Origin of the sequence: Nocardia jejuensis NBRC 103114, assembly GCF_001613145.1 — a bacterium.
In the GTDB taxonomy this organism is placed as follows: Bacteria; Actinomycetota; Actinomycetes; order Mycobacteriales; family Mycobacteriaceae; genus Nocardia; species Nocardia jejuensis.
Genome location: NZ_BDBU01000021.1, coordinates 124908 through 148472, shown reverse-complemented (window position 1 = coordinate 148472; position 23565 = coordinate 124908). Strand labels below are relative to the sequence as shown.

The following is a 23565-nucleotide window of genomic DNA, read 5'->3' as shown; positions in this document are numbered from 1 at the left end:
CGCCGGACTCAGCCTGTAGCAGGCAGTTTCATGACCTGCTGCGCCTCGTGATCGGTGACGTACACCGCGCCCTCGTAGTCGACCGCGACCGCGTCCGGGTCCTGCAGATCGGTGAACGGCAGGACGGTCGACGCGTCAGCGCCCGCGGCCAGCTTCATCACCTGCTTGTTGCCGGTGCCGACAACGAACACGTCACCGCTGCCGCTGACCGCCACGCCGTCGGGATCCAGCAGTCCGCTGAACGGCAACTCGGTGGGAGTGCTGGTGCCCGCGGCCAGCTTCCAGATCCGCCCCGTCCGGTCGGCCACACCGTCGCGCGCCCGATCGGCGACGTAGATGTCGCCCGCCGAATCCGCGGCGATTCCCCACGGCCTGCGGATATTCGGGAACTTCAGCTCGACGGGCGCACCACCGGCGGCGGGCAGCCTGTAGACCTTCTCGGCATTGGGATCGGTGACATAGACATTGCCCGCGCCGTCCACCGCGACGCTGTCCGGGTGCGGGAGCAGCCCGTCCGTACGCAGCTCGACCGGGGTGTCGGTGCCCGCAGGCAACTTCAGCACCCGCTTGTTCTCCGCATCGGTGACGAAGATATCGCCGGACTCGGACACCGCCAGTCCATACGGACCGGTGAGTCCGGCGAAGGGCAACTGGGTCGGCGTGGTCTCGCCCGCACCGAGTTTCAGGATTCGCTTGGTCCGCGCGTCGGACACGATGACGTCCCCGACCAGGCTCACCGCCACCGCACGGATATCCGCCAACCCGGCGAAGCCCTCCACCGGAGCGGGAACCGCCGGCGTCTCCTCGCCGGAAGTCGCCTCCGACTCCGAGGAGGAAGCGGGAGAAGCGGAGCCGGCGTCGGACGCCTTGTCCGCCCCGCGGCCGCTGATCCACAGCACCAGCGGAACCGTCACCAACACGATCACCGCGAGCGCGAGCAGCACCAGCGTGCGCCGGCGCGGCCCCCGCGAATCATCCACAGGCGGTGCGGAATCCGCGGCGAAGCGGCCCGCACCCCCGTCGTCTGCGCCACCGCCCGCGTGCCACGCCCCTGGATGACCCGGAGCCCGCGCGGTAGGAATCCGCGACTCCCCGGAGGTGCCCGGCCCCCCATGTGAAAACTGTTCGTGCCCAGCCGGTATCGGCGTGCCACCTGCGGGAGTCGGCGCCCGTCCCCCCGTTCCCTGCCCGGGCCCGGTCGAAAACTTCTCGCGCTCAGCCGGTATCGGCATACCTCGCGCCGGAGTCGGTGGCCGCCCGCCCGCCCGCTCGGTCGGAATCTGTCCCTGTTCCGCTCTGCGTTCGGCGGGGCCCCGCTCGGACCGGCCGGGCGCGCGTTCGGTGGGGATCTGTCCCTGCCCGGACCGTCCCGGCGCCCGCTCGGTGGGTGCCTGTCCTCGGCCGGTTCGGCCGGGCGTCCGGTCGGGTGGAAACCTTTCGGGTTCAGCGGGATTGCCCGGTGGAGGAACCGGGGTGCGCCCAGGTGTGTTCGGTGCGAGGCCCGTCGGAATCTGTGCCTGATCGATCGGCCCCGGAGTGCGCCCGAGTGGGCCCGGTGTCCGGTCCCGTCCCGGTGCGCGCAGAGTGGAATCCGGCGCGGGGTCCTTGTCCGGCGCCTGGATCGTGGGTTCGTCCGATTCGGGGTCGGTGTAGGTATTGCGCGCGCGGTCGGTGCGGGGCGGGTTGAGGGCCTGGCGGGCGGCGACGGCGAGTTCACCGCAGGTGCGGTAGCGATCGTCCCGGTTCTTGGCGAGGGCTTTGGCGAAGACGGCGTCCAGAGCGACCGGCAGCCCCGGGCGCTCCCGGCTGACCAGCGGGATCGGTGCCTGCGTATGCCCCTGCCAGATCTGCGCGAGACCTGTTCCGGGATAGGGCACGTGCCCGGTGAGCAACTCGAACAGCGTGCAGCCCAGCGCGTACACGTCATAGCGCGAGTCCACCTCGGCGGTGTCGAAGCGCTCGGGCGCGGCATAGTGCAGGCTCGCGACCATCATGCCGGTGACGGTCAGCTGCTGCGAGACCTCGGCCAGCGCCTTGGAGATGCCGAAGTCGCTGAGCAGGATGCGCCCGGGATCACCGGGGGTGGAGTCCTCGATCAGGATGTTCGACGGCTTCACATCGCGGTGCAGCACGTGTTTGGAGTGCGCGAAGTCCAGCGCCTTGGCCACCTCGGCGATGATCTGCACCGCCCGCCGCGGTTCCACCGGACCCTGTTTCAGCAACGCCTGCGCATCGATGCTCGGCACGTACTGCATGGCGATCCACAGTCGATCGCCCACCCGTCCGCGATCGAGCACGCCGATGATGTTCGGATGATCGAGCCGGGCCGCGTTCTCAGCCTCGGATTCGAACCGCCCGCGAATGTAGTCGTCCGCGGTCAGGGCGGTGTGCAACACCTTGAGCGCCACCTGTTTCGGCAGCCGGGGGTGCGTGGCCAGGTAGACCGTGCCCATCCCGCCGGTGCCCAGAACTCGGCCGACGAGATAACCCGCCAGCTCGGACCCTGGTCCCAATTCGGTCCCCACCGCACCCGCCTACCGTCGTCGACCAGTCGAACTCTATCGAATACCGGCCGGTTGCGGAGTCTCGTTCACCAGGGTGACCACGGATTTCGGGATGGCGGGTCGAACGAGCTGCCGACCCCTCGCCGCACGGACGTGAGACGCCCGCGCCTTCCTGTAGAGGCACGGGCGTCGCATCGCCTGAACTGGATTACCTGGTTCAGAGCCGCTCGTAGACGGTGGCGTTGGCCAATCCGCCTGCTTCGCACATGGTTTGCAGTCCGTACCGAGCGCCGGTCTCCTGCATGGCGTGCACCAGTGTGGTCGCCAGGCGCGCGCCGGATGCGCCGAGCGGGTGGCCGATCGCGATCGCGCCGCCGTTGACGTTCACCTTGGAAAGATCGGCCCCGGTCTCCTGCGCCCAGGCGAGCACGACCGAGGAGAACGCCTCGTTCACCTCGAACAGGTCGATGTCGGACAGTTGAAGTCCCGCGCGCTGCAACACCTTCCGGGTGGCGGGGATGACCGCGGTCAGCATGAGCAGCGGATCGTCACCGGCCACGGAGAAACTGTGCAGGCGGGCCAACGGCCGCAGCCCGAGTTCGGCAGCTCGTTCACTGGTCATGATCAGCGTGGCCGCGCTGCCGTCGTTGATCTGGCTGGCATTCGCGGCGGTGATGTTCCATCCGATCTCGGGGAACCGAGCGGCCATCTCCTCGCTGTAGTAGGCGGGTCGCAGGTTCCCGAGGGTTTCCAGGGTGCTGCCGACTCGAATGCCTTCATCGGTGGTGAGTCCGGCGACAGGCGCGAGCTGTGCGGTGAACGAGCCGTTCTTCGTTGCCCGCGCGGCCTTTTCGTGGCTGGCCAGCGCGAACTCGTCGAGCTGGGTGCGGGACAGCCCCCACCGCGCGGCGATCAGCTCGGCGCTGATTCCCTGCGGGACAAGCCCTTCGGGATAGCGCTCGGCGAACCCGGCACCCGCGATGTCCTCCGCGCCGATCATGTTGGCCCCCATCGGAACCCGGCTCATGGACTCCACTCCGGCGGCGACCACGATGTCGTACGCCCCGGCGATGACGCCCTGTGCGGCGAAGTGAATCGCCTGCTGGCTGCTGCCGCACTGCCGGTCCACGGTGGTGGCGGGCACCGACTCGGGATATCCGGCGGCGAGCACGGCCCGGCGGGTGAGGTTGCTGCCCTGCTCGCCGACGGCGGTGACGACGCCGCCGATCACGTCGTCGATGAGTACCGGATCGACGCCGCTACGCTGGACGACCTCGCGCAGGCTGTGTGCGAGCAGGTCGGAGGGGTGCACGCCGTGCAGGGCGCCGGTGGGCTTGCCCTTGCCGACCGGAGTGCGGACCGCTTCGACGATGACTGCGTCTCTCATGACTGGACCCTTCCGAGTACCTAGCTTCGTTGCTCTATAGCCAGAGTAGAACCTGGCAATAGTTGGGGCAAGTCAGCATCTGTATGATGTACGCCATGTCCGAGACCCCCGCCGTCGTCCTGGAAGGCCCGCTCGCCGATCTGAGCGCGTGGCGGCCCGAGGGCTGCTCTATTGCCAAGGCCCTGGATATCGTCGGCACCCGCTCGGCGATCCTGATCCTGCGCGAGGCCTACTACGGCACCCGGCGGTTCGACGGTTTCGCCACCCGCGTCGGCATCACCGACGCCGCGGCCTCGACCGCGCTGCGCAAACTCACCGACGCGGGACTCCTGGAGAAGCGGCCCTACCGGGAGGAGGGCAAGCGCACGCGCAACGAATACGTGCTGACCCGAATGGGTGTGGACCTGCTGCCCGCGGTGGTGGCGCTGTGGCAGTGGGGTGACGAATACCTGCAGGACGGCAACGCGCCGCTGGAACGCGTCGAGGACTCGACCGGCGATCCGGTGCGCGTGCAGGTGCGCAGTGCCTCGGGAAGCGAAGTGCCGCTGGAGAATTTGCGGGTGCGCGTCAACAAGAAGTGGCGACGTCCCGGCAAGTGAAGGCTGCCGATCAGCGGAAAGCGCGGCAGCACAACGACAAACGACACCGGCGTCGTCTCCTGGAGAGACGACGCCGGTCGATGCTTCGCCGAAATCAGTTCAGGCGACGGCCGTCCGCCGGATCGAAGAAGTACGTGTGCTCCGGATCGGAGTTCAGCGTCAGGCGTGCGCCCTTGGTCGGCGGATTGCGCCAATCCGCGCGCGCCACAATGGTTTCCCCGAACCCGTCGCCCAGCGTGCGGCCGTAGATGTAGGCGTCCGAGCCCAGCTCCTCCACCACGTCGACCTCCATGCCGACGCCCGCGCCGTCACCGGTGAGTTCGAAATGCTCCGGCCGGATGCCGACCACCACGCTCGCACCGGCGGTGCCCGCGACCGAACGCGGCAGCGCCAGCCTGAACCCGCCGAGGGTGACCGCGCCGTCCTGCACGGGCAGCGTGAACAGGTTCATCGCGGGTGAGCCCATGAACCCGGCCACGAACAGATTCGCCGGATTCCGGTACAGATCGCGCGGCGAGGCGCACTGCTGCAGCAGCCCGTCCTTGAGCACGGCCACTCGATCGCCCATGGTCATGGCCTCGACCTGGTCGTGCGTGACGTACACCGTGGTGGTGCCGAGCCGGCGCTGCAACTGCGCGATCTGGGTGCGGGTCTGCACGCGCAGCTTCGCGTCCAGGTTCGAGAGCGGCTCGTCCATCAGGAACACCTGCGGCTGCCGCACGATCGCGCGGCCCATGGCCACGCGCTGGCGCTGACCGCCGGACAGCGCCTTGGGCTTGCGGTCCAGGTACTGCTCGAGATCCAGCAGTTTCGCGGCCTCGAGCACCCGCTGCTGCCGCTCCTCCTTGGCCACTTTCGCCATCTTCAGCGCGAAGCCCATGTTCTCCGCGACGCTCATGTGCGGGTACAGCGCGTAGTTCTGGAACACCATCGCGATATCGCGTTCCTTGGGCTCGGCATGCGTCACATCCCGCTCGCCGATCAGAATCCGCCCGTCACTGACCTCCTCCAGCCCCGCCAGCATCCGCAGCGACGTGGACTTCCCACACCCCGAAGGCCCGACCAGCACCAGAAACTCGCCATCGGCGATCTCCAGCTCCAACTGATCCACAGCGGGTGTGGGGTTCCCCGGGTAGAGCCGGGTGGCCTTCTCGAAAGTGACCGTAGCCATGCTGAATCAACAATCCCTTCACCGGCAGGAACGTGCCGGACGATCCGTAGTAGAGGGGGTTTCCGCGTCGATCCTAGGGAGTGCCGCTCACCCGCGCGCGACAAGCCTCCCCAGCTCGAAGGCAACGATCCCCACGGCCCGGTTGCTACGTCGAAAGTCGCAGTGCGGCCGGGAGGGCGGCGAATGCTTCGTGCAGGCGCTCGAGGAGGTCGGGGCGGCCGGCGGTTCCGTCGGTGGCTACCCAGCCGCGGCCCGCGATGCTCCAGGCGGTGGTGGTCAGTTCGGCGAGGATGCGGGGGCGGAGGTCGCCGTCGGGGAGGGCGAGTTTGGTGGTGAGTTGTTGGGCGACTTGGGTTTCCACGCCGGAGCGGGTGTAGTCGACGTGGCCCAGGAGGCTGGGGGCGGTGAGGATGAGCCGGCGGGTGGCGATGTAGCGCTGGTCCCAGTCCGGCGGTAGTGCGGTGGCGGTGTCGGTGAGGATGTCGCGCAGCGCGGTGAGGACGGGGCCGGTGAGTTCGCGGTCGGTCAGGGCGTCGAGATAGCCCGTCCAGAGCTCGTTTTCGGCCTCGACGGCGACGGCTTCCTTGGTGGGGAAGGTCCGGAAGAAGGTGCTGCGGGAGACCTCGGCCGCGTCGACCAGTTCCTCGATGGTGGTGGCGGCGAAACCCTTCTCGGTGAACAGCCGCAACGCCGCGTCGGCGAGGGTGCGCCGGGTGCGGAGCCGTTTGCGTTCGCGCAGCGGCACGGCGCGGTCGTCGATGGACATACCGGGATCCTAGCGGGAATCGAACCTCAGTCACGAAAGGAACTGAGTTCCAAATAGTACTTGCGCACGAATGAAACGGAGTGTCATAGTTGTGCACAGCAGACGGACACCAGCTCGAGGAGATCGACATGAGCACCACCGCCCCCACCACCCTGAACCCGGCGATCATCGGCCAGGCCGAGAAGCACCACACCGCGATCCTGGCCCGCGCGCTGGCGGGCACCATGCTCGACGAGAAGCAGTGGATCACCCTGAACCAGACTCTGGCCGCGGGTGATTCGGTCGAGCGGACCGCCCACATCGCTCGCATCGCGGCGATGACCCAGTGGAAAACCGCCGACGTCGACACCGCCCTGGCCGCCCTGCTCGACGGCGGCCTGCTGCGCACCGCGCCCGGCGATCAGGTCGAGGTCACCGAAGCGGGCAGGACCCTGGCGGGCAAGGTCCGCGCCGAATCCGGGGTGATCCTGCAGGCCGCCTACGGTGCGGTCGCCCCTGACGATCTGGCCACCGCGGCCCGCGTGCTCGCCACCATCACCGCCCGCATGGCGCAGGAACTGGCCCACGCCTGAACCGGATGCGCGGGGGGCACGTCGGCCGAGCGCGCCCGCCTGCCGGGCACGCTCGGCCGCGAGCCGCGCGTTTCGGTAGCCTCGATTCGGACTGTGCCCGCCGAAGGCCGCACGTGGGCCCGCGACGGGATTCCCCGACACCAGGAGCTGTCACATGAGCCGTCCGGTTCGCATCGGAGTGCAACTTCAACCGCAGCACGCCCCCAAATACGGCCTGATCAGGGATGCTGTGCGCCGGGCCGAGGACGCCGGCGTGGATATCGTCTTCAACTGGGACCACTTCTACCCGCTGTACGGGGATCCCGAGGGTGCGCACTTCGAGTGCTGGACCATGCTCGCGGCCGTCGCCGAGCAGACCGAGCGGGTGGAGTTGGGCGCGCTGGTCACCGGCGGCGGGTACCGCAATCCCGATCTGCTGGCGGATATGGCCCGCACGGTCGATCAGATCAGCGACGGGCGGTTGATCCTCGGGATCGGGGCGGGCTGGTTCCAGAAGGACTACGACCAGTACGGCTACGAATTCGGCACTGCGGGAAGCCGTCTCGCACTGCTGAAGGAGACCCTCGCGCGGATCACCGATCGGCTGCCGAAGCTGAATCCGCAACCGGTGCGCGACATTCCGATCCTGATCGGTGGCGGCGGCGAGAAGAAGACGCTGCGCCTGGTCGCCGAATACGCGAACATCTGGCACAGCTTCGCCGACCTCGAGGTGCTCACCCGCAAGTCCGGGATTCTGGCCGAGCACTGCGCGGCGGTGGGCACCGATCCGGCGACCATCGAGAGGTCGGTGGATTGGCCGGGGCCGGATCAGGCCGCGAAGTTCGTCGAGCAGGGCGCGACCCTGTTCACCGTCGGCACCGGCGGACCCGATTACGACCTGTCCGGCGTCGAGGAGGCCATCCGCTGGCGCGACGAGTACGCCAAGAGCACGGTCTGACGGACGCCTTCGCGCGGCGGTGGCGTGGACCGTGTTCCGGCGAGTTAGCCGGTCGGACGCTCCCGGCCTGGGCTCGAGTCGAGTGCAAGTCTGGTTTTGCCGACTGATCCCACTAGGGTGATTCGTCATGGTTTGCTTGCGCACGACCACGCCCCGGCGACCCGGTCGGCGATCCCGGATGTTCGCGGTCGCGGGAGCGTTGCTGGTCACACTGGCGGGGACCGCCGCCCTCGGTGCGGGACCCGTCACCGCCGCACCCGCGAACGGGGATCTGTGTTCGCCGCCCGGCATTTCCGCCGCCAGCGCCGCGCCCACGAATCTCGCGACCGGGCAGTCCGCGCCGAACGCGGATCGCTTCACCACCGCGACCACGACGTCGCTGGACAAGATCGACGTCAGCAAGCTCGGCCTCCTCACGCCGGGCAAGCTGAGCGTCGGCACGCTCTCGGACGCGCCGCCGAGCATCTGCGTGAACTCGCACGGTGATTTCACCGGCATGGACAACGAGCTGCTGCGGGCGATCGGCGCGAAGCTCGGCCTGCAGGTCGAGTTCAGCGGCACCGAGTTCGCGGGTCTGCTGGCTCAGGTCTCCAACCGCCGCTTCGACGTCGGCTCGTCCAACATCACCACCACCGATGCCCGCCGCAATCTGGTCGGCTTCACCAACGGCTACGACTTCGGCTACTTCTCGCTGGTCGTCGCCAACGGCGGTGGCATCGGGAGCTTCGACGATCTGAACAAGAGCAAGCGCATCGGCGTGGTGCAGGGCACCGTGCAGGACGAGTTCGTGGTGAACGAATTGCACCTGGATCCGGTGAAGTTCCCGGATTACAACACCGCGTACGCGAACCTCAAGACCGGTCAGATCGATGCCTGGGTCGCGCCGTCCGCGCAGGCCGTCGGCGCGATCAAGCCCGGTGATCCCACCACGATCGCGCAGAACACCTTCAGCCTCAACAACTTCGTCGGTTACGCGGTGCGCAAGGACAATCAGCCGCTGATCGACGCGCTCAACTCCGGGCTGGACGCGGTGATCGCGGACGGCACCTACGCCAAACTGTACGAGGACTGGGTGCCGCGCGAGCTGCCGCCGGGCTGGAAACCCGGTTCGAAAGCCGTTGCCGCGCCGGTGATGCCGGACTTCGCCGCACTCGCGGCCCAGAACGGCGGCGGCACGTCCAATGCCGGTGTGCAGCCGAAATCCACACTGTCGCAATTGAAGGACACGTTCTTCGATTGGTCGCTGTATCGCAAGGCGTTCCCGGATCTGATCAAGACCGGTCTGCCGAACACCCTGATCCTGGCGCTGACCTCCGGAGCGCTGGGCACGGTGATCGGCATGCTGCTGGCGGTCGCGGGTATTTCCAGGACTCGCTGGTTGCGCTGGCCCGCAAGGATTTACACCGATATCTTCCGTGGCCTGCCCGCCGTCGTGATCATTCTGATCATCGGTCTGGGCATCGGACCGGTGGTGAAGAACCTGACCGGGAACAATCCGTACTGGCTGGGCGTGGTGGCGCTGGGACTGCTGTCCTCGGCCTACATCGGTGAGATCTTCCGCTCCGGCATCCAATCGGTGGAGGCCGGACAGCTCGAGGCCGCACGCGCCATCGGGTTCGGCTATCGGCAGGCCATGACGCTGGTGGTGATCCCGCAGGGCGTGCGCCGCGTGCTGCCCGCGTTGATGAACCAGTTCATCGCCCTGATCAAGGACTCCTCCCTGATCTACTTCCTCGGGCTGCTGGCCACCCAGCGTGAGTTGTTCGCGGTGGGCCGAGACCTCAACGCGCAGACCGGAAATCTCTCGCCGCTGGTGGCGGCGGGTCTGATGTATCTGGTCCTGACGATCCCGCTGACCCACCTGGTCAACTACATCGACAACCGCATGCGCACCGGCCGCGCCGAGAAGGTCGTGAGCCCGGTCGAGCAGGCCGTCATCACCGAAGGACGTGGAGCATGAGCGCTTCCCTCACCGGCACCGGCCTGCATGTCACGCTGGGCGGCAACGAGATTCTGCGCGGCGTGGACATCCAGGTCGACGCGGGCAAGACCACCACCGTCATCGGACCGTCGGGTTCGGGCAAGTCCACCCTGCTGCGTGTGCTGAACCGGCTGCACGAGCCGTCCAAGGGCGACATCCTCGTGGACGGCAAGTCCGTCCTGAAGGACAACCCCGACGAGCTGCGCCGCCGAATCGGCATGGTGTTCCAGCACTTCAACCTGTTCCCGCACAAGACCGTCGCGGAGAACATCGCCCTGGGGCCACGGAAACTCCACGGCCTCTCCAAGGAACAGGCCCGGACCCTGGCGCTGGAACAACTGACCGCCGTCGGCCTGGAGGGTAAGGCCGACTCCCGTCCCGCCAACCTCTCCGGCGGTCAGCAGCAGCGCGTCGCCATCGCCCGAGCCCTGGCCATGAAGCCGCAGCTCATGTTCTTCGACGAGGCCACCTCGGCCCTGGACCCGGAACTGGTGAAGGGCATCCTCGCCCTGATGGCGGACCTGGCCAAGGGCGGCATGTCCATGATCGTCGTCACCCACGAAATGGGCTTCGCCCGTTCGGTGTCCGACCAGGTCGTCTTCATGGACCACGGCCAGGTAGTCGAAACGGGCACCCCCGCAGCCCTTTTCGACAACGCCGAAACCCCGCGCCTGCGGCAGTTCCTGTCCCAGGTTCTCTGAACCTGGTGAGCTCAGGTCAGGCCCTGACCACCACGGTCCCCGCGATCTTGTCGGCCAGGGTCTGGCTCTTGTCGTCCCAGATCGGCCAGAACCAGCCGAGGTGGCAGGCGAGGTTGTCGACCACGTGCAGGAGTTGGCGGCCGATGGCGAGGCCGAAACCTACCGGCTGCCCGGTGGATTCGCGGATCAGGCGAATGCCCACCACGCGCTTGCCCGGGCCCTGTCCGGTGGTGCCCTCGACGTAGGCGAGGTACAGGGCGATGGCGATGTAGCTGACTACGGCCAGCAGCACGAATATGCCGCCCGCGGTGTTGAGTACGGTGTCCGACTCACAGCTCTTGGAGTCGTAACTGGAGTAATCGCGCGCTGAATAGCGAGAGCAGGCGACAGTATCGCTGCCGACCGTGCTTGCCAGCACGAACAGCAGAAACGCCGGTCCCATCACGACCAGCATGTCGATGAGCCGGGCGCCGATCCGTAATCCCCAGTGCGCGTAGTTCGATGGAGGTACGCCGAAGGGCGAGTATCCGCCGGACCCCGGGTAGGCGGCCTGTGGGTAACCGAATCCCGGTTGTGGGCCTTGGGGATAACCGGGACCGCCCGGTTGCTGTGGGTAGCCCGCGCCGTACGGGTTCTGCGGATAACCACCGGGTTCAGCATGCTGGGGATAGCCACCGGGGTCGGCATGCGGGGGATAGCCGCTCGCGTCGGTCTGCGGGGGATAACCGGCAGTCTCGGGATGCTGGGGATCGCCGAAGCCGTTGGGCTGCTTGGTGTAGTCGTATTCGGGCTGCCCGGGCGGCGGTTGCGTCGGGTATGGGCTGTTCGGGTAGCTCATGTACTTCCTTGCACGTGGAACATGGTCGGTCGGTGAAAGTAAGCGGGGCGCGGTCAGGAGCCGCCGATCGGGCGGCTCCTGACGGTGCGATCAATCCCGTCGGGACGATTCCGGACGCGCGGCGGCGGCGATACCGCCCACGACCAGGCTCACCATGCCGATGGTGAGGAGGCCGTAGCCCACTCGCTGCATCCAGACCGATGCCGCCTCGGCGTCGGAGGCGCGCTCGGCGGTGCTTTGTGCACCGGAGCGCGAGGAGACGCAGGTGTCGCCGGCGCTCATCGAGTGGCCGTCACATCGCGGGTTCTCCGCGTCCCTCGCCGCGAACGTCGAAATCCCCAGGATGATCAGGCCGATCACCACCCCGGTAATCCCCAGCCCCACCCAGTTCGTTCTCTTCTGAGGTCCCGTCATGACCGATCAATCCTCCCCGATTCGAAACGCGACCAGATCAAGTCGCTGGTCCGAACTCTAGAGGGCTGATTCCTTCGGCATGAGGGGTGGCGTCCGGCTCCTCGTCGCCGGGAAGCGCGGAATTCTCGGATCACGCTGTCGCGCAGTTACTTCGGGCTGACAACCAGTATCAGCTATCGAAGACGTTCTGCTGGAACGGATTCACCCTGGAGGCCCGCTATGACGCGGAGCAATCGAGCTTGCCCCGTGTGATTGCACCGGTGAATACGTCCCAGTCCGCAGGTGCGAACACGAGGGCCGGTCCAGTGGGGTCCTTCGAGTCGCGCACGCCTACTGCGCTTTCCGTCAACCAGGCGACCTCGACACATTCAGTTTGGCCGCTGCTGTAGCTGCTCTTGAACCAGCTCACGAACGTTTCCCTTCTTGGCAGGGGCATCGAGTTGGACCCGTGTGAGGGCCGCGGTGAATGCATCCCAGGCGGCTGGTGCGAACACGAGTGCTGGACCGGTCTGGTTCTTGGAGTCGCGGACTCCGACTGCGCCGTCCGGAAGCCACGCGACTTCTACGCAAGCGCCGCTACTTTCGCTGTAGCTGCTCTTGAACCAACCGGCTCTGGATAGCTCGTCCATCACTGCTGATAACTCCTTGCTGCCTGTCTGAGCAGAGCTCGTGTGCGGTCCGCATCGAGAGCCGAAGCCCGAAGGGTCGCAGCCAATTCATGGTAACGCTGCAGGTCGGCAGGCTTCTCGAGATAGACGTCGTTACTCATTTGGATCTCGTGATAGACGACGGATGGTTCAATCGGTTTGCCTCGTGTATCCGTCCCGAAGTCGAGTATTACGAACGGCCCGTGCAGAAGTCCCCACGTGCAGCCAGCGGAGAAGGGATGAATACGCAACGTCACGTTCGGCAGTTTGCTGATTTCGGCGAGGTGCCTCAGCTGGGTTGCCATCGTCGGACGGTCGCCGATGACGCGGTGAAGAGCCGATTCATGAAGGAGCACATCGAGGTTCAGGGGTCGCGACTTGCGAGTGACGATTGCCTGACGCTTCATCCGCAGTTCAACTCGTCGACCGATGTCTTCGGGACTATCGTCGCGGTAGAAAGCGGCTATGAGCGAACGGGCGTAGTCAGCGGTCTGCAGTAGTCCCGGGACATGTTCGTGGTAGGTAATCAGCTGGCGCGCAGAGGCTTCCAATCCGACATACATGTTGAAGGTGTCGTTGAATAGACCGCCGAATGCGTGGTACCAGCTGGTCACCTTTGCTTGCTCGGCGAGATCCACAGCCCGCTGGGTGTTCTCGGCGCTGATCTCATAGATCTCGCACAGCGCCCGCACATCCCTGACGCGAACCTTCTTCACTCGGCCAGCTTCGATGCGCTGTAGTCCAGGTTCGCTGAGCTCGACCATCTCGGCCGCAACCTTTTGTGTCAGTCCTAGCGCTTCTCGGGCTTCGCGAAGGAACCGACCCAGCTGGCGACGGGGCAGAGTTGAGGGCTGATTGTCCTGGTCACTCATGGGGACTCCCTGGAAGTGAAGATGACAGCACTCGAAAAGTGAAGCCGTACGCGAGGCAAAATTGCCAGGCGTCCTGGCATTTTGAAGCGACTCAATCTGAAGCTTCAGTTCTCATCATATTTCCAGGCAGTCGGTGGTGTCCTGGAATCCGGGCACAACCGAGGAGGTCAGAAAATGTCCAGAACGAACCAATATTCGGTGCAAGCGATCATCGAACGTCTCGACCAGGAGAGACGGTCGGACACCGCTCTTGAAGGAGTGGCACGGCAGGCTCGCATCGCCGGATATGGGGCGCGGGAGTTGTGGTCTTGCTCTGCTGATCCCGGGGAATTGACTGTGGCGCAGGCGCATCGGGGGATGCAGTTGCATCGGGGGTGTGGGGTGGGGAGTTGTGAGGTTCGGCGGCGGGCTCGGGCGGTGTTGGTCGATGACGGGCGGATGGTGCTGGACTCGCGGACTGCGCGGGTGCCGGTGCGGGCCGCGCTGCGCGAGCTGGTGGGGGACATGGTCAGTGCCTGGCGGGCTTGGGGTTCGGGAGGTCGGCATGCCCATCGATGATCGGGACGAGGTCGAGATCCAAGTGATCGTGGATGTGCTGGGGATCGTGGAGGCGCGGCTTCGGGAGTGGGAGGGGTGCGGGTGGCGGCTGGTGGTTCCCCGGGCGCGGGTGTACGCGGTGGTGTTGCACGCGGTGATCGCGAGTGCGCGGGCTGGGCAGCGGTATCCGGCGACGTTGGACGGGGCGGACATTCTCGATGTGATTCTGGAGGGGACGGAGCCGGCCGGGGGCGGCGTGGGCGGGCAGGTGGTGAGGGATGCGATTCGCAGGCATACCGTGCCGGTCAATTGATCGATCTGTGCAGTTCAGGGGAGTGTTTCGGGTGGGAGTGAGGCGTCAGACAGACCCCGAGGGTTTTGCTATGTGAGATAGCGATCTAAGATAGCAATTATGCGCGATGATCAGGTTCGGGCTTTCCGGGAGCAGATGCGACTGCTGCAGCGGCGGCTGCGGCGTGAGGTGTGGCCCGCACCGGGGGCGTCGAGCGCGATGTCGCGGCCGGTCATGCAGGTGTTGTTCACGGCGGCGCGATGCCGCGAGGTGAGTCCCCGGGAGATCGGCGACGAGCTGCGGATGACCAGCTCCAATGTGGCTGCGGCGCTGCGGGAATTGGATGACGCGGGATTGGTGCGGCGCGAGCCGGATCCGGTCGACGGGCGGCGGGTGCGGGTCAGTGTGACGCCTGAGGGGGCGGCGTTCGTCGCGCAGTTCCGAGGCGAGCGGGACAGCTGGCTGGGGCAGGCGATGCGCGCGAAGTTGACAGCCGAGGAACAGCAATTGCTGTTCCGCGCAGGCGAATTGATGGCGCGGCTCGCCGAATTCGAGATCCCCGGAGGGCCGCAGCGCGAAAAGCTGGACGGCATCGAGCGCGGGAGCGATTCGTGAGAGCCCCGGAACTGGTAACCCAGGCGGCACCGATGCCCCAGCCGAGCAGAATGGACCGGATCGGATCCTCGCTGCGGGTGCGGAACTATCGGCTGTACTTCATCGGGCAGTCGATCTCAGTGGCCGGAACCTGGATGCAGACCCTGGCCCTGGCGTTCCTGGTGCTCGACTTGACCGGCAGCGGTGCGGATCTCGGCCTCACGACCGCGGCCCGATTCCTGCCGTTCCTGCTGCTCGCTCCGATCGGCGGCGTCATCGCGGACCGGGCGAACAAGCGCCGCCTGCTGTACTTCACCCAGACCGCTTCTGCCGCAGTGGCGATCGCGTTCACGGTGATGTGCGCGACCGGAACCGCCACGGTGCCTTTGGTAATCGTCCTGTCGCTCGCCGCCGGTGGACTGATGGTGTTCGACAATCCCGCTCGGCAGGCCTTGATTCCGGAGATGGTTCCACGCAGGCACCTGCTCAACGCGGTCACACTGGGTTCGGTGTCGATCAATATCGCGCGCGTGTTCGGCGCGGCCCTCGGTGGCACGATCGTCGCGACAGTCGGATTGACCTGGGCCTTCGCCATCAACGCGGTGTCGTTCATCGCTGTCCTGATCAGCCTGGCCATGATGCGCGCCGCCGAAATGCAACCCTCGGAGCGCGCGCCCCGGGCGAAAGGCCAGATCCGCGAGGGACTTTCCTACGCCCGGCACACTCCGGCCCTGTTCCTGCCGCTGATCATGCTCACCATCACCGGCACCCTGGCCTTCGAATTCCCGATCACCCTGCCGCTGGTGGCGCGGGGCGCGTTCCACGGCGGTGCGGGCACCTACGGTGCGATGTCGGCGGTGATGGCCTCCGGCGCGATCGTCGGCGGCCTCGTCGCCGCCGGGCGGCAGAGCCCCCGCCGCGCGACCGCGCTCGCCGTCGCCGCGATCGGCTGGGGCACAGCGATTCTCGCCACCGCGCTGGCCCCCAATCTCGTCCTGGCCTTCGTCGCCCTGGTGTTCGTCGGCTACGGCTCCATCACCTTCAACTCCTACGCCAAGACGACCCTGCAACTGGCCTCGGAACCCTCCATGCGCGGCCGGGTGATGGCGCTGTGGGCGCTGGCCTGGGGTGGCACCACCGTGGTCGGCGGCCCGCTGGTCGGCTGGGTCGCCGAAGAACTCGGCAGCCGCTGGTCCCTGGTCATCGGCGGCGTCCCCACCATCATCCTCGGCCTGCTCATGTACCCGGCTCTGCGCCGGATCGACCACTCGTCCAGCCGGAGTGTTTCCGCTGCGGCGTGAATTCGGTGCCAGGGCAACGGCTTCGGCTCGATAACGGACACGGCACGGGCATCGGGTTCGCCGTCGCCGCGCGCCTCACCGCGGGGTCGGTGGTGAACTCGGCGACGAGGCGGGCTCGGGTTGCGTCGTCCTCGAATCCCGCCGCGCCGTCCCCGTCTACTGCACGGACCAGGTAACCGGAAGTTCGTGCACACCATAGATGTTCATGTCCGTGCGCAGCTTCACCTCATCCGCGGGCACCGCCAACTCCAGCCCCGGGAACCGGCGCAGCAATCCCGCGAATCCCGCACGCATCTCGATCCGCGCCAGCTGTTGCCCGAGGCAGGTGTGGATGCCGTGCCCGAAGGACAGGTGCCCGCGAGCCGTGCGGTGCAGATCGATGGTGTCGGGGTTCTCGTACCGGGCGGGGTCGTGGTTGGCGGCCAGCAGCGACACCACGACGGTCGATCCCTCGGGAATCCGCTCACCGTCCACTTCGATGTCCTCGGTGGCGTAGCGGTAGAAGATGTCCGCGACCGACAGAAAGCGCAGCAGCTCCTCCACCGCCTCGGGCATCAGCTCCGGATCGGCGCGCAACTCCGCCAGCTGCTCGGGGTGTTCGAGCAGCGCGAAAGTGCCGAGCCCCAACATGTTCGCGGTGGTCTCGTGTCCGGCGAGCAGCAGCAGGAACGCGATGCCGACCAGCTCTTCGACGCTCAGATCCTCGTCGCGAGCCAGATCGGACAGGATGTCCTCGGTCGGCTCGGCGCGCTTGCCGACGACCAGTTCGGCCAGGAACGAGGTCATCGCGCCGTAGGCGGCCATCTTCTCCTCCAGCGCCTGATCCTTGATCAGGAATTTGAGGGTATTGACCTGGAAGGTCTCGCGATCCGCGTAGGGGACGCCGAGCAACTCGCAGATCACCAGCGAGGGAATCGGCAGCGCGAACTCCTTGACCAGGTCGATCGGCGGAGTCAGTCGCGACATCGCGTCCAGATGCTGCTCGGTGATTTCGACGATGTGGTCTTCGAGGGCCTTCATACGCCGGACGGTGAACGCGCCGGTGATCTTGCGCCGCAGCCGGGTGTGGTCGGGCGGATCCATCGCGATGAACAGGCCGGGGATCTGCGGGGACGGTTCGGTGGCGACCGGCATGCCCGGGGTCTCGTACGGCACATGCATCACGCCGAGGTCCTGGCGTGAGCTGAACCGGGTGTCGCCCATGACCTTTCGGACCGCCTCATGACCGGTGACCAGCCAGCCCTCGTGGCCGTCGGGGAAGATCAGCGGACTGACCGGGCGGGCATCACGCAGTTCGGTGATTCGGCTGGGCGGATTGAACGGTCCCGCGTCGCGGTTCATCGGGAGGCCGTGCGGGACGGGGACGGTGGTGCTCATCGAGATGCCTTTCGAGATGGCTGTGAACAGCGGAAGAGTCAGTGGCCGAGGGTGATTGCGCCCGACGGGCACAACTGGACGGCTTCGCGGACGGCCTGCTCCCATTCGGGCGCGGGGGTGATGCTCAGGGGAACCACCCGGCCGTCCGCGTCGTCCTGGTCGAATACTCCGGGGGCGCTCAGCGCGCACATACCCGCGCCGATGCAGCGATCCCGATCGACGATGAGCTTCATCGCTCGCTCCTTCCGGCGAAGGGCTCAGGCCGCGACCGCGTGGCGAACGATGATGTTGCCGAACGAGTTCCGCGCGTGGACCCGCACGACCTCGGCGTCCTTGCCGACCGGCTGCATGAGGTTCTGCACCGCGCCCTGCTTGACGTTGGTCTCCAGCGATGCCGCGCTGCCCGGGCGGATGCCGACCTCGAGCTCGCCGTACGAGGTCTCCAGTCGCAGCTCTCCGTTCGAGGCGTCGCTGACGCGGATGTCGCCCTTGGCGACCTTCGCGGACACCGCGCCGCGCGGGCTCTCCACGACGATGTCACCGGCGGCGACCTCCAGCGTGGTGCTGCCGAACTCGCCGACGCTCACCAGCTTGCCGACGCCGGCGGTGCTCTCGAGCAGCGATCCGACCGGCACCTCGATGAGGATCTCGATCGACGGGTTGCCGCCGAACGGGGTGTAGGTCCGCCAGTTCTTGGGAGTCGTCACGGTCAGCGCGCCGGCGGTGAAATCGACCAGGGTCTGCGCGGCGGCGCGCACGTCGGCTTTCTTGGCCGCATCGGCCGGGCGGATCTCGACCACGGAGTCGGTGCGCTCGGAGGCGATCACGGTGACGCTCGCGGAGAGCACGTCGACGGTGACGGTGATCGGGTTCGGGGTCTGCAAGACGGTCATGATGAGCTCCTGGGTGTGTGGATTCGGTGGTCGCCGTACCTGGTTCGCGTCCTGTGGTTCGCGGTACCGGTGCGGTTGATGTCACTACTGTGGGCGTCGCGGCTGATACGACCCTGACACTGACCTGATATGGCCACTGATGCGATGTATTGCCTGCTCAGGTCGGGTAACCGCGCTCTGTCGAGGGTTTGCGGGCAGAGGGTGGCCCCCTGCCCCTGACAGCTCACGGCACAATGGCCGGGTGCAGATCGGGATACTTGGACCACTGGAGATCCGCGAAGCGGGCGGCGGATCGATCGAGGTTCCGGGTGCCCGGTTGCGGGCGCTGCTGATCGCGCTCGCGCTCGAACCGGGCCGCGCGGTCCAGAAGTCGACGCTGGTCGATTGGATCTGGGGTGAACAACCGCCCGCCGACGCGGCGAACGCGCTACAGGCGCTGGTGTCGCGGCTGCGCAGGCTGCTGCCGGACGGATCGCTGGACGGCCAGGCGGGCGGCTACCGGCTCATCGTCGAACCCCGCGACGTGGACGCCGTGCGCTTCGAACAGCTCCTCGACCAGGCCCGCGGCGGTGACGACGCCCAACAGGCCGCGCTCCTGCGCGAAGCCCTCGAACTGTGGCGCGGTGCGCTGATGCAGGACATCGGCGTGCAGGACAGTGAGGCGTTCGACGCGGTGGTCACCAGGCTCGACATGCTGCGCCTGGCCGCCACCGAGGACCTCTACGAAGCGGAGATGCGGCTCGGACGAGGCCCGGACCTGGTGACCGAGCTGACCGAGCTGGTCGCGTCGAACCCGACGCGGGAACGGCTCGTCGCCGCGCTCATGCGCGCGCTGGGCAGCGCGGGCCGCAGCGCCGAAGCGCTCGGCGTTTATCAGCGCGCCCGCGAGGCGCTCGCCGACGAACTCGGTGTGGACCCCTCGGCGGAGCTGTCCGAACTGCACGTCGCGCTGCTGCGCGGTGAGGTCGGCGTGCGCGACCCCGATCGCAAGACCAACCTCCGAGCCGAATTGACCAGGTACGTAGGCAAATTCGCCGATATCGCGGTCGTGCGCGAACTCATCGCGGACCATCGGCTCACCACTCTGACCGGTCCCGGCGGCTCGGGCAAGACCCGGCTCGCGCTGGAGACCGCGCAGACCATGCTCGAGGATCTGCCGGACGGGGCCTGGTTGGTGGAGCTGGCGTCCGTCGGTGACAGCGGTGACATCGCGCAGTCGGTGCTGACCGCGCTCGGGCTCCGGGACGCATTGCTGGGCGGCACGTCCAACGCGGAACCGATGGACCGACTGGTCGCGGCCGTCCGTGACCGCGAAACCCTGCTGATCCTGGACAATTGCGAGCACGTGATCGAGGCCGCCGCGACCTTCGCGCACCGTCTGCTCGGCGAATGCCGGACGCTTCGCATTCTGGCCACCAGCCGCGAACCGCTCGGCATCACCGGTGAGGCGCTGTGGCAGGTCGGTCCGCTGGCCCTGCCGAGCGAGCACGCGAGCCCGCAGGAGATCGAATCCGCTGCGGCCGTGCAACTTCTGCGCGATCGAGCGGGCGCGGTCCGCAAGGACCTCGGCACCGATGCACGCACCCTGGCGACCATGGCGCGGGTGTGCCGCGCGCTGGACGGCATCCCGCTCGCGATCGAATTGGCCGCGGCCCGGTTGCGCACCATGTCTCTGGAACAACTGGCCAATCGCCTCGACGATCGCTTCCGCCTGCTGACCGGCGGCAGCCGCACCGCCATGCCGCAGCACCGCACCCTGCGCGCGGTGGTCGACTGGAGCTGGGAACTGCTCAGCGATGCCGAGCGAGCCGTGCTGCGCAGGCTCGCCGTATTCTCCGGCGGGGCGAGTCTCGAAGCGGCGGAACAGGTATGCGCCGGCAACTCCGACGAGCAGGGGTCAGGGTCGCACGGCGCCGAGCGTGCGGCCGGAGCGAGCGCCGCGGTCGAGCAATGGGAGGTGCTCGAGTTGCTCACCGCGCTGACCGAGAAATCGTTGCTGCTCACCACTTCCGTCGATCGCGTGCACGGTGGCGGGGACACCGTCGCCGACGGCGAACCGCGCTACCGAATGCTCGGCACGATCGCGCAGTATGCCCGGGACCGGCTCGCGGAATCGGGCGAGGCCGAAGCCGCGCGACGTGCGCACCTCGCGTACTTCACCGGTCTGGCCGCCACCGCCGAACCGCATCTACGCCGGGCGGAACAACTGGAATGGCTCGCCGTCCTCGAGGCCGAGCACGACAATATCGCCGTCGCCATGCGCGGGGCGCTGGCCGGCGGTGACGCGGCCGGGGCACTGCGGCTCGCGGCCGCCGCCGGGTGGTACTGGTGGCTCGGCGGGCACAAGGCCGAAGGCCAGGAGTTGATCCTCGCGGTCGCGGACCTGCCCGGCGAGATCGACGACGAGACCCGCGCCACGGTGTACGGGCTGGCGGTGCATTTCCTGAGCTCCGGGCGCAATGACGAGCACCAGGTGCAGGAGTGGATCCACAAGGGCTACAAGTTCAGTCGTGACATCACGCACGGCCATCCGGCGCTGGCCTTCGCCGCCGTCCTCGAACACATGCTGGCTGGACCGGACGCGCTGCTGAACGCCTTCGAACCGCTGCTGGTGGACGACGACCCCTGGGTGCGCGCGCTGGCCCGGCTGCAGATGGGCAAGATGCGGATCGTGCTCGGCCGCGACGGCCGGGAGGCGGACGAGTATCTCGAGACGGCGCTCGCCGAGTTCCGGGTCCTCGGCGAGCGGTGGGGCATGTCCTTCGCGCTCACCGAGGTGGCCGATCGGATGGCCATGCGCGGCGAATTCGCCGGCGCCTGTGCGCTGTACGAGGAGGCGAGCGCGGTGGTCACCGAGGTCGGTGCGATCGAGGACATCGTGCGCATGCGCTCGCGGCAGGCGCAGCTGTACTGGTTGCTGGGTGACCCCGAGTCGAGTGCGGCCGCCATCGACGAGGCGCAGCGCTACGCGGATCAGGCCGCCTGGCCGATCTCGCTGTTCGAGGTGGCGCTGTCGAAGGCGGAGTTGGCGCGCTGGAACGGCGACACCGAACAGGCACACCGGCAGATCGACATCGCCACAACGGCTTTGGGCAGCGAGGCGGAACAGGCGTACAACAGCGCGATGATCCATCTGCTGCGCGGCTATCTCGCGGACGACCACGAGGTGGCCCGGGCCGAGCACACGGCGGCCTTCGACGCCGCGGCCGATCTGGGCCACGCGGCGCTGACCGCCGGGGTGCTGGTCGCGCTCGCGGATCTCGCGCTGCGCTCGGATCGGAACGAGCAGGCCGCCCGCCTGCTCGCGGCGAGCGTCGGCGTGCGCGGGCTGCCCGATCGTTCCCTGCCGGACGCGGACCGCATCGAGCGGACAGCGAAAAGTCGCCTCGGTGAAGCGAGCTTCACCGAGGCGACGAGGGAAGGGACACAGGCGGATTGGCGTGAGCTGGCCGCGGCTACGCTCGCTTCGTGAATGTCGAGCGGGACCACACGTACCCGACGATGGCGAACCCGGCGCACCAGGCCAGCGCCGCCGCGGTGTAGCCCGCGGACGGGTTTCCGGTGAGAAACCCGCGCAGCGATTCGATGATCGGCGTGAAGGGCTGGTACTGCGCGAACTGCCGCACACCCTGGCCCATCTGATCAGCGGGCACGATCGCGCTGCTCAGGAAGGGCAGCATGATCAGCGGCACCACGGTCATGCCCGCGGCCTCCGGGGTCTTGGCGGCCATGCCCAGGGCGACGGTCAGCCACGACGCGGCGAACGAGGTCGCCAGCATGACGCCGATCGCGCCGAGCCATTCCAGCGCGCTCGCCGAGGTCCGAAAGCCCAGTGCGAAGGCCACTCCCAGCACGGCGGTGATGGCGACGGCATTGGTCAGGATGGTGGCCGCGACGTGGCCGGTCAGGACCGCGCCCCGCGAGACGTCCATGACCTTGAAGCGATTGATGATGCCCTTGGCCATATCGGAACTCACCGAGACGGCGGTGCCCGAGAGGCCGTAGCTCACGGCCAGCAGGATCATGCCGGGCGTCGCGTAGTTGATGTAGTCCCCGCCCCCGACGTCGAAGGCGCTGCCGAACACGTACACGAAGATCAGCATCATCATGACGGGCATCAGCGCGGCGTTGAACACCGTGACCGGAGTGCGGGCGATGTGTTTGAAGTTGCGGCGCAACATGATCGAGGCGTCGGTCAGGGGTGCGGTGATGGTGCTCATGGTGCGACAACCTCCGTGGTGGCGTGTCCGGTCAGGGAAAGGAAGACATCATCGAGATCAGGGGTGTGGACGGAGACCTCGTCCGCGTCCAGGGCGTGCTCGTCGAGCCGATCCAGCAGGCGGCGAATGGATTTCGAGCCGGCGTCGCCGGGCACTCGCAGCGTCAGGGCCTCGTCGTCGCGGGTGGATTCGGGCAGGACGCGCGCCGCGGCGTCGAGATCGGTCGCGGTCGTGAACCGGAGCCGGATATGGCTGCCGGGCACCTGGCGCTTGAGCTCCTCGGCGGTGCCCTCGGCCACGATGCGACCCCCGTCGAGCACCGCGATCCGGTCCGCCAGCTGATCGGCTTCCTCGAGATACTGGGTGGTGAGGAAGATGGTGACGCCGTCGGACGTCAACTCCCGCACGATCTCCCACATGGTGCGGCGGCTGCGCGGATCCAGACCGGTGGTCGGCTCGTCCAGGAAGACGATGCGCGGCTTGGTCACCAGCGTCATCGCCAGATCCAGTTTGCGGCGCATACCGCCGGAGTAGGTCGCGGCCCGCTTGCCCGCGGACTCGAGCAGATCGAAGCGCTCGAGCAGCCCGCCGATCACCCGTTTGCCCTCGGCCCCGCGCAACCGGTGGATGTCCGCCATCAGCTGCAGGTTCTCCGCACCCGTCAGCAGATCGTCCACCGCCGCGAACTGACCGGTCACTCCGATCGCCGCCCGCACCGCCTTGGTGTCCGCGGCGATATCGTGCCCCGCCACACTCGCCGTGCCGCCGTCGGCCTTCAGCAGCGTGGTCAGCACGTTCACCGTCGTGGTCTTACCGGCCCCGTTCGGGCCGAGCAGGGAAAAGATCGTCCCCGTACCGATATTCAGGTCGATGCCATCGAGAACCGTCTTGTCCCCGTACGCCTTCCGCAGTCCGGAAGCCGCGATTGCTGTGCTGTTCATGGGGACTACTGTCGCGGGCGC

General features: G+C 67.4%; 23 protein-coding genes. 9 read left to right on the top strand and 14 right to left on the bottom strand.

Annotation, left to right across the window (positions count from 1 at the left end; translation table 11 throughout):
* Window positions 1-8: 8 nt before the first annotated feature.
* Window positions 9-2525, bottom strand: a complete 2517-nt coding sequence (locus NJ1_RS17375) for a protein kinase domain-containing protein (protein WP_067695056.1) — start codon at window positions 2523-2525, stop codon at window positions 9-11.
* 196 nt (window positions 2526-2721) lie between these two features.
* The gene (locus NJ1_RS17370; protein WP_067695053.1) at window positions 2722-3891 is read right to left on the bottom strand and encodes a thiolase family protein; all 1170 of its coding nucleotides are present in this window, start codon (window positions 3889-3891) and stop codon (window positions 2722-2724) included.
* Window positions 3892-3986: 95 nt separating this feature from the next.
* Between NJ1_RS17370 and NJ1_RS17365 the strand changes: the two genes are divergently transcribed.
* On the top strand, window positions 3987-4490 hold the full coding sequence (locus tag NJ1_RS17365) for a winged helix-turn-helix transcriptional regulator (protein WP_067695156.1): 504 nt from the start codon (window positions 3987-3989) through the stop codon (window positions 4488-4490).
* Between the two features lie 94 nt (window positions 4491-4584).
* Here NJ1_RS17365 and NJ1_RS17360 read toward each other — a convergent pair whose 3' ends face one another.
* Window positions 4585-5661: an ABC transporter ATP-binding protein gene (locus NJ1_RS17360; protein WP_067695051.1), complete on the bottom strand. Its 1077-nt coding sequence runs from the start codon at window positions 5659-5661 to the stop codon at window positions 4585-4587.
* A 145-nt stretch (window positions 5662-5806) separates the two neighbouring features.
* The gene (locus tag NJ1_RS17355; protein ID WP_067695049.1) at window positions 5807-6427 is read right to left on the bottom strand and encodes a TetR/AcrR family transcriptional regulator; all 621 of its coding nucleotides are present in this window, start codon (window positions 6425-6427) and stop codon (window positions 5807-5809) included.
* A gap of 128 nt (window positions 6428-6555) precedes the next feature.
* Between NJ1_RS17355 and NJ1_RS17350 the strand changes: the two genes are divergently transcribed.
* The 4 genes from NJ1_RS17350 (at window position 6556) to NJ1_RS17335 (ending at window position 10618) form a co-directional block, all read left to right on the top strand.
* On the top strand, window positions 6556-6999 hold the full coding sequence (locus NJ1_RS17350; protein WP_067695047.1) for a hypothetical protein: 444 nt from the start codon (window positions 6556-6558) through the stop codon (window positions 6997-6999).
* 154 nt (window positions 7000-7153) lie between these two features.
* Window positions 7154-7936 (top strand): LLM class F420-dependent oxidoreductase, encoded by a 783-nt coding sequence (locus NJ1_RS17345; protein ID WP_067695043.1) that lies wholly within the window; start codon window positions 7154-7156, stop codon window positions 7934-7936.
* A 178-nt stretch (window positions 7937-8114) separates the two neighbouring features.
* Window positions 8115-9896 (top strand): ABC transporter substrate-binding protein/permease, encoded by a 1782-nt coding sequence (locus NJ1_RS17340; RefSeq protein WP_067695040.1) that lies wholly within the window; start codon window positions 8115-8117, stop codon window positions 9894-9896.
* Window positions 9893-10618, top strand: coding sequence for an amino acid ABC transporter ATP-binding protein (locus NJ1_RS17335; RefSeq protein WP_067695037.1), 726 nt, complete (start codon window positions 9893-9895; stop codon window positions 10616-10618). The genes NJ1_RS17340 and NJ1_RS17335 overlap by 4 nt, the downstream gene beginning before the upstream one ends.
* Before the next feature lie 16 nt (window positions 10619-10634).
* Here the strand turns inward: NJ1_RS17335 and NJ1_RS17330 are convergent, their stop codons facing one another.
* The 5 genes from NJ1_RS17330 to NJ1_RS17320 form a co-directional block, all read right to left on the bottom strand.
* Window positions 10635-11456 (bottom strand): RDD family protein, encoded by an 822-nt coding sequence (locus tag NJ1_RS17330; RefSeq protein WP_067695035.1) that lies wholly within the window; start codon window positions 11454-11456, stop codon window positions 10635-10637.
* A gap of 90 nt (window positions 11457-11546) precedes the next feature.
* Window positions 11547-11870, bottom strand: a complete 324-nt coding sequence (locus NJ1_RS17325; protein ID WP_067695033.1) for a hypothetical protein — start codon at window positions 11868-11870, stop codon at window positions 11547-11549.
* 217 nt (window positions 11871-12087) lie between these two features.
* Window positions 12088-12306 (bottom strand): DUF397 domain-containing protein, encoded by a 219-nt coding sequence (locus NJ1_RS38205; RefSeq protein WP_084478421.1) that lies wholly within the window; start codon window positions 12304-12306, stop codon window positions 12088-12090.
* Window positions 12239-12499: a DUF397 domain-containing protein gene (locus NJ1_RS38200; RefSeq protein WP_084478438.1), complete on the bottom strand. Its 261-nt coding sequence runs from the start codon at window positions 12497-12499 to the stop codon at window positions 12239-12241. Before NJ1_RS38200 ends, NJ1_RS38205 begins: the two co-directional genes overlap by 68 nt.
* Window positions 12499-13389: a helix-turn-helix domain-containing protein gene (locus NJ1_RS17320; protein WP_067695031.1), complete on the bottom strand. Its 891-nt coding sequence runs from the start codon at window positions 13387-13389 to the stop codon at window positions 12499-12501. The genes NJ1_RS38200 and NJ1_RS17320 overlap by 1 nt, the downstream gene beginning before the upstream one ends.
* Window positions 13390-13933: 544 nt before the next feature.
* On the opposite strand from NJ1_RS17320, the gene NJ1_RS17315 reads away from it, so the two are divergent.
* From NJ1_RS17315 to NJ1_RS17305, 3 genes are all read left to right on the top strand, one after another.
* Complete coding sequence (locus tag NJ1_RS17315) at window positions 13934-14239, top strand: hypothetical protein (protein WP_067695029.1); 306 nt, start codon at window positions 13934-13936, stop codon at window positions 14237-14239.
* 99 nt (window positions 14240-14338) lie between these two features.
* Window positions 14339-14833: a MarR family winged helix-turn-helix transcriptional regulator gene (locus NJ1_RS17310; RefSeq protein WP_067695027.1), complete on the top strand. Its 495-nt coding sequence runs from the start codon at window positions 14339-14341 to the stop codon at window positions 14831-14833.
* The gene (locus NJ1_RS17305) at window positions 14830-16113 is read left to right on the top strand and encodes an MFS transporter (RefSeq protein ID WP_218025221.1); all 1284 of its coding nucleotides are present in this window, start codon (window positions 14830-14832) and stop codon (window positions 16111-16113) included. Before NJ1_RS17310 ends, NJ1_RS17305 begins: the two co-directional genes overlap by 4 nt.
* A gap of 156 nt (window positions 16114-16269) precedes the next feature.
* Here the strand turns inward: NJ1_RS17305 and NJ1_RS17300 are convergent, their stop codons facing one another.
* From NJ1_RS17300 to NJ1_RS17290, 3 genes are read right to left on the bottom strand one after another with little or no spacing between them, the layout of a single operon-like run.
* Window positions 16270-17490 (bottom strand): cytochrome P450, encoded by a 1221-nt coding sequence (locus tag NJ1_RS17300; RefSeq protein ID WP_067695021.1) that lies wholly within the window; start codon window positions 17488-17490, stop codon window positions 16270-16272.
* 38 nt (window positions 17491-17528) lie between these two features.
* A complete protein-coding gene (locus tag NJ1_RS17295) occupies window positions 17529-17723 on the bottom strand; it encodes a ferredoxin (protein WP_067695018.1) in 195 nt (64 codons plus the stop codon).
* Window positions 17724-17747: 24 nt separating this feature from the next.
* A complete protein-coding gene (locus NJ1_RS17290; RefSeq protein WP_067695015.1) occupies window positions 17748-18383 on the bottom strand; it encodes a DUF4097 family beta strand repeat-containing protein in 636 nt (211 codons plus the stop codon).
* A gap of 241 nt (window positions 18384-18624) precedes the next feature.
* Here NJ1_RS17290 and NJ1_RS17285 point away from each other — a divergent pair, with 241 nt between their 5' ends.
* Complete coding sequence (locus NJ1_RS17285) at window positions 18625-21855, top strand: ATP-binding protein (RefSeq protein WP_067695012.1); 3231 nt, start codon at window positions 18625-18627, stop codon at window positions 21853-21855.
* Here NJ1_RS17285 and NJ1_RS17280 read toward each other — a convergent pair.
* Both NJ1_RS17280 and NJ1_RS17275 read right to left on the bottom strand, forming a co-directional pair.
* Window positions 21839-22603, bottom strand: a complete 765-nt coding sequence (locus NJ1_RS17280) for an ABC transporter permease (protein WP_067695009.1) — start codon at window positions 22601-22603, stop codon at window positions 21839-21841. The two genes, NJ1_RS17285 and NJ1_RS17280, sit on opposite strands and share 17 nt — an antisense overlap.
* Window positions 22600-23544 carry an ATP-binding cassette domain-containing protein gene (locus tag NJ1_RS17275; protein ID WP_067695007.1) on the bottom strand — a complete coding sequence of 315 codons (945 nt, stop codon included), beginning with the start codon at window positions 23542-23544 and terminating at the stop codon, window positions 22600-22602. Before NJ1_RS17275 ends, NJ1_RS17280 begins: the two co-directional genes overlap by 4 nt.
* Between the last annotated feature and the right edge of the window lie 21 nt (window positions 23545-23565).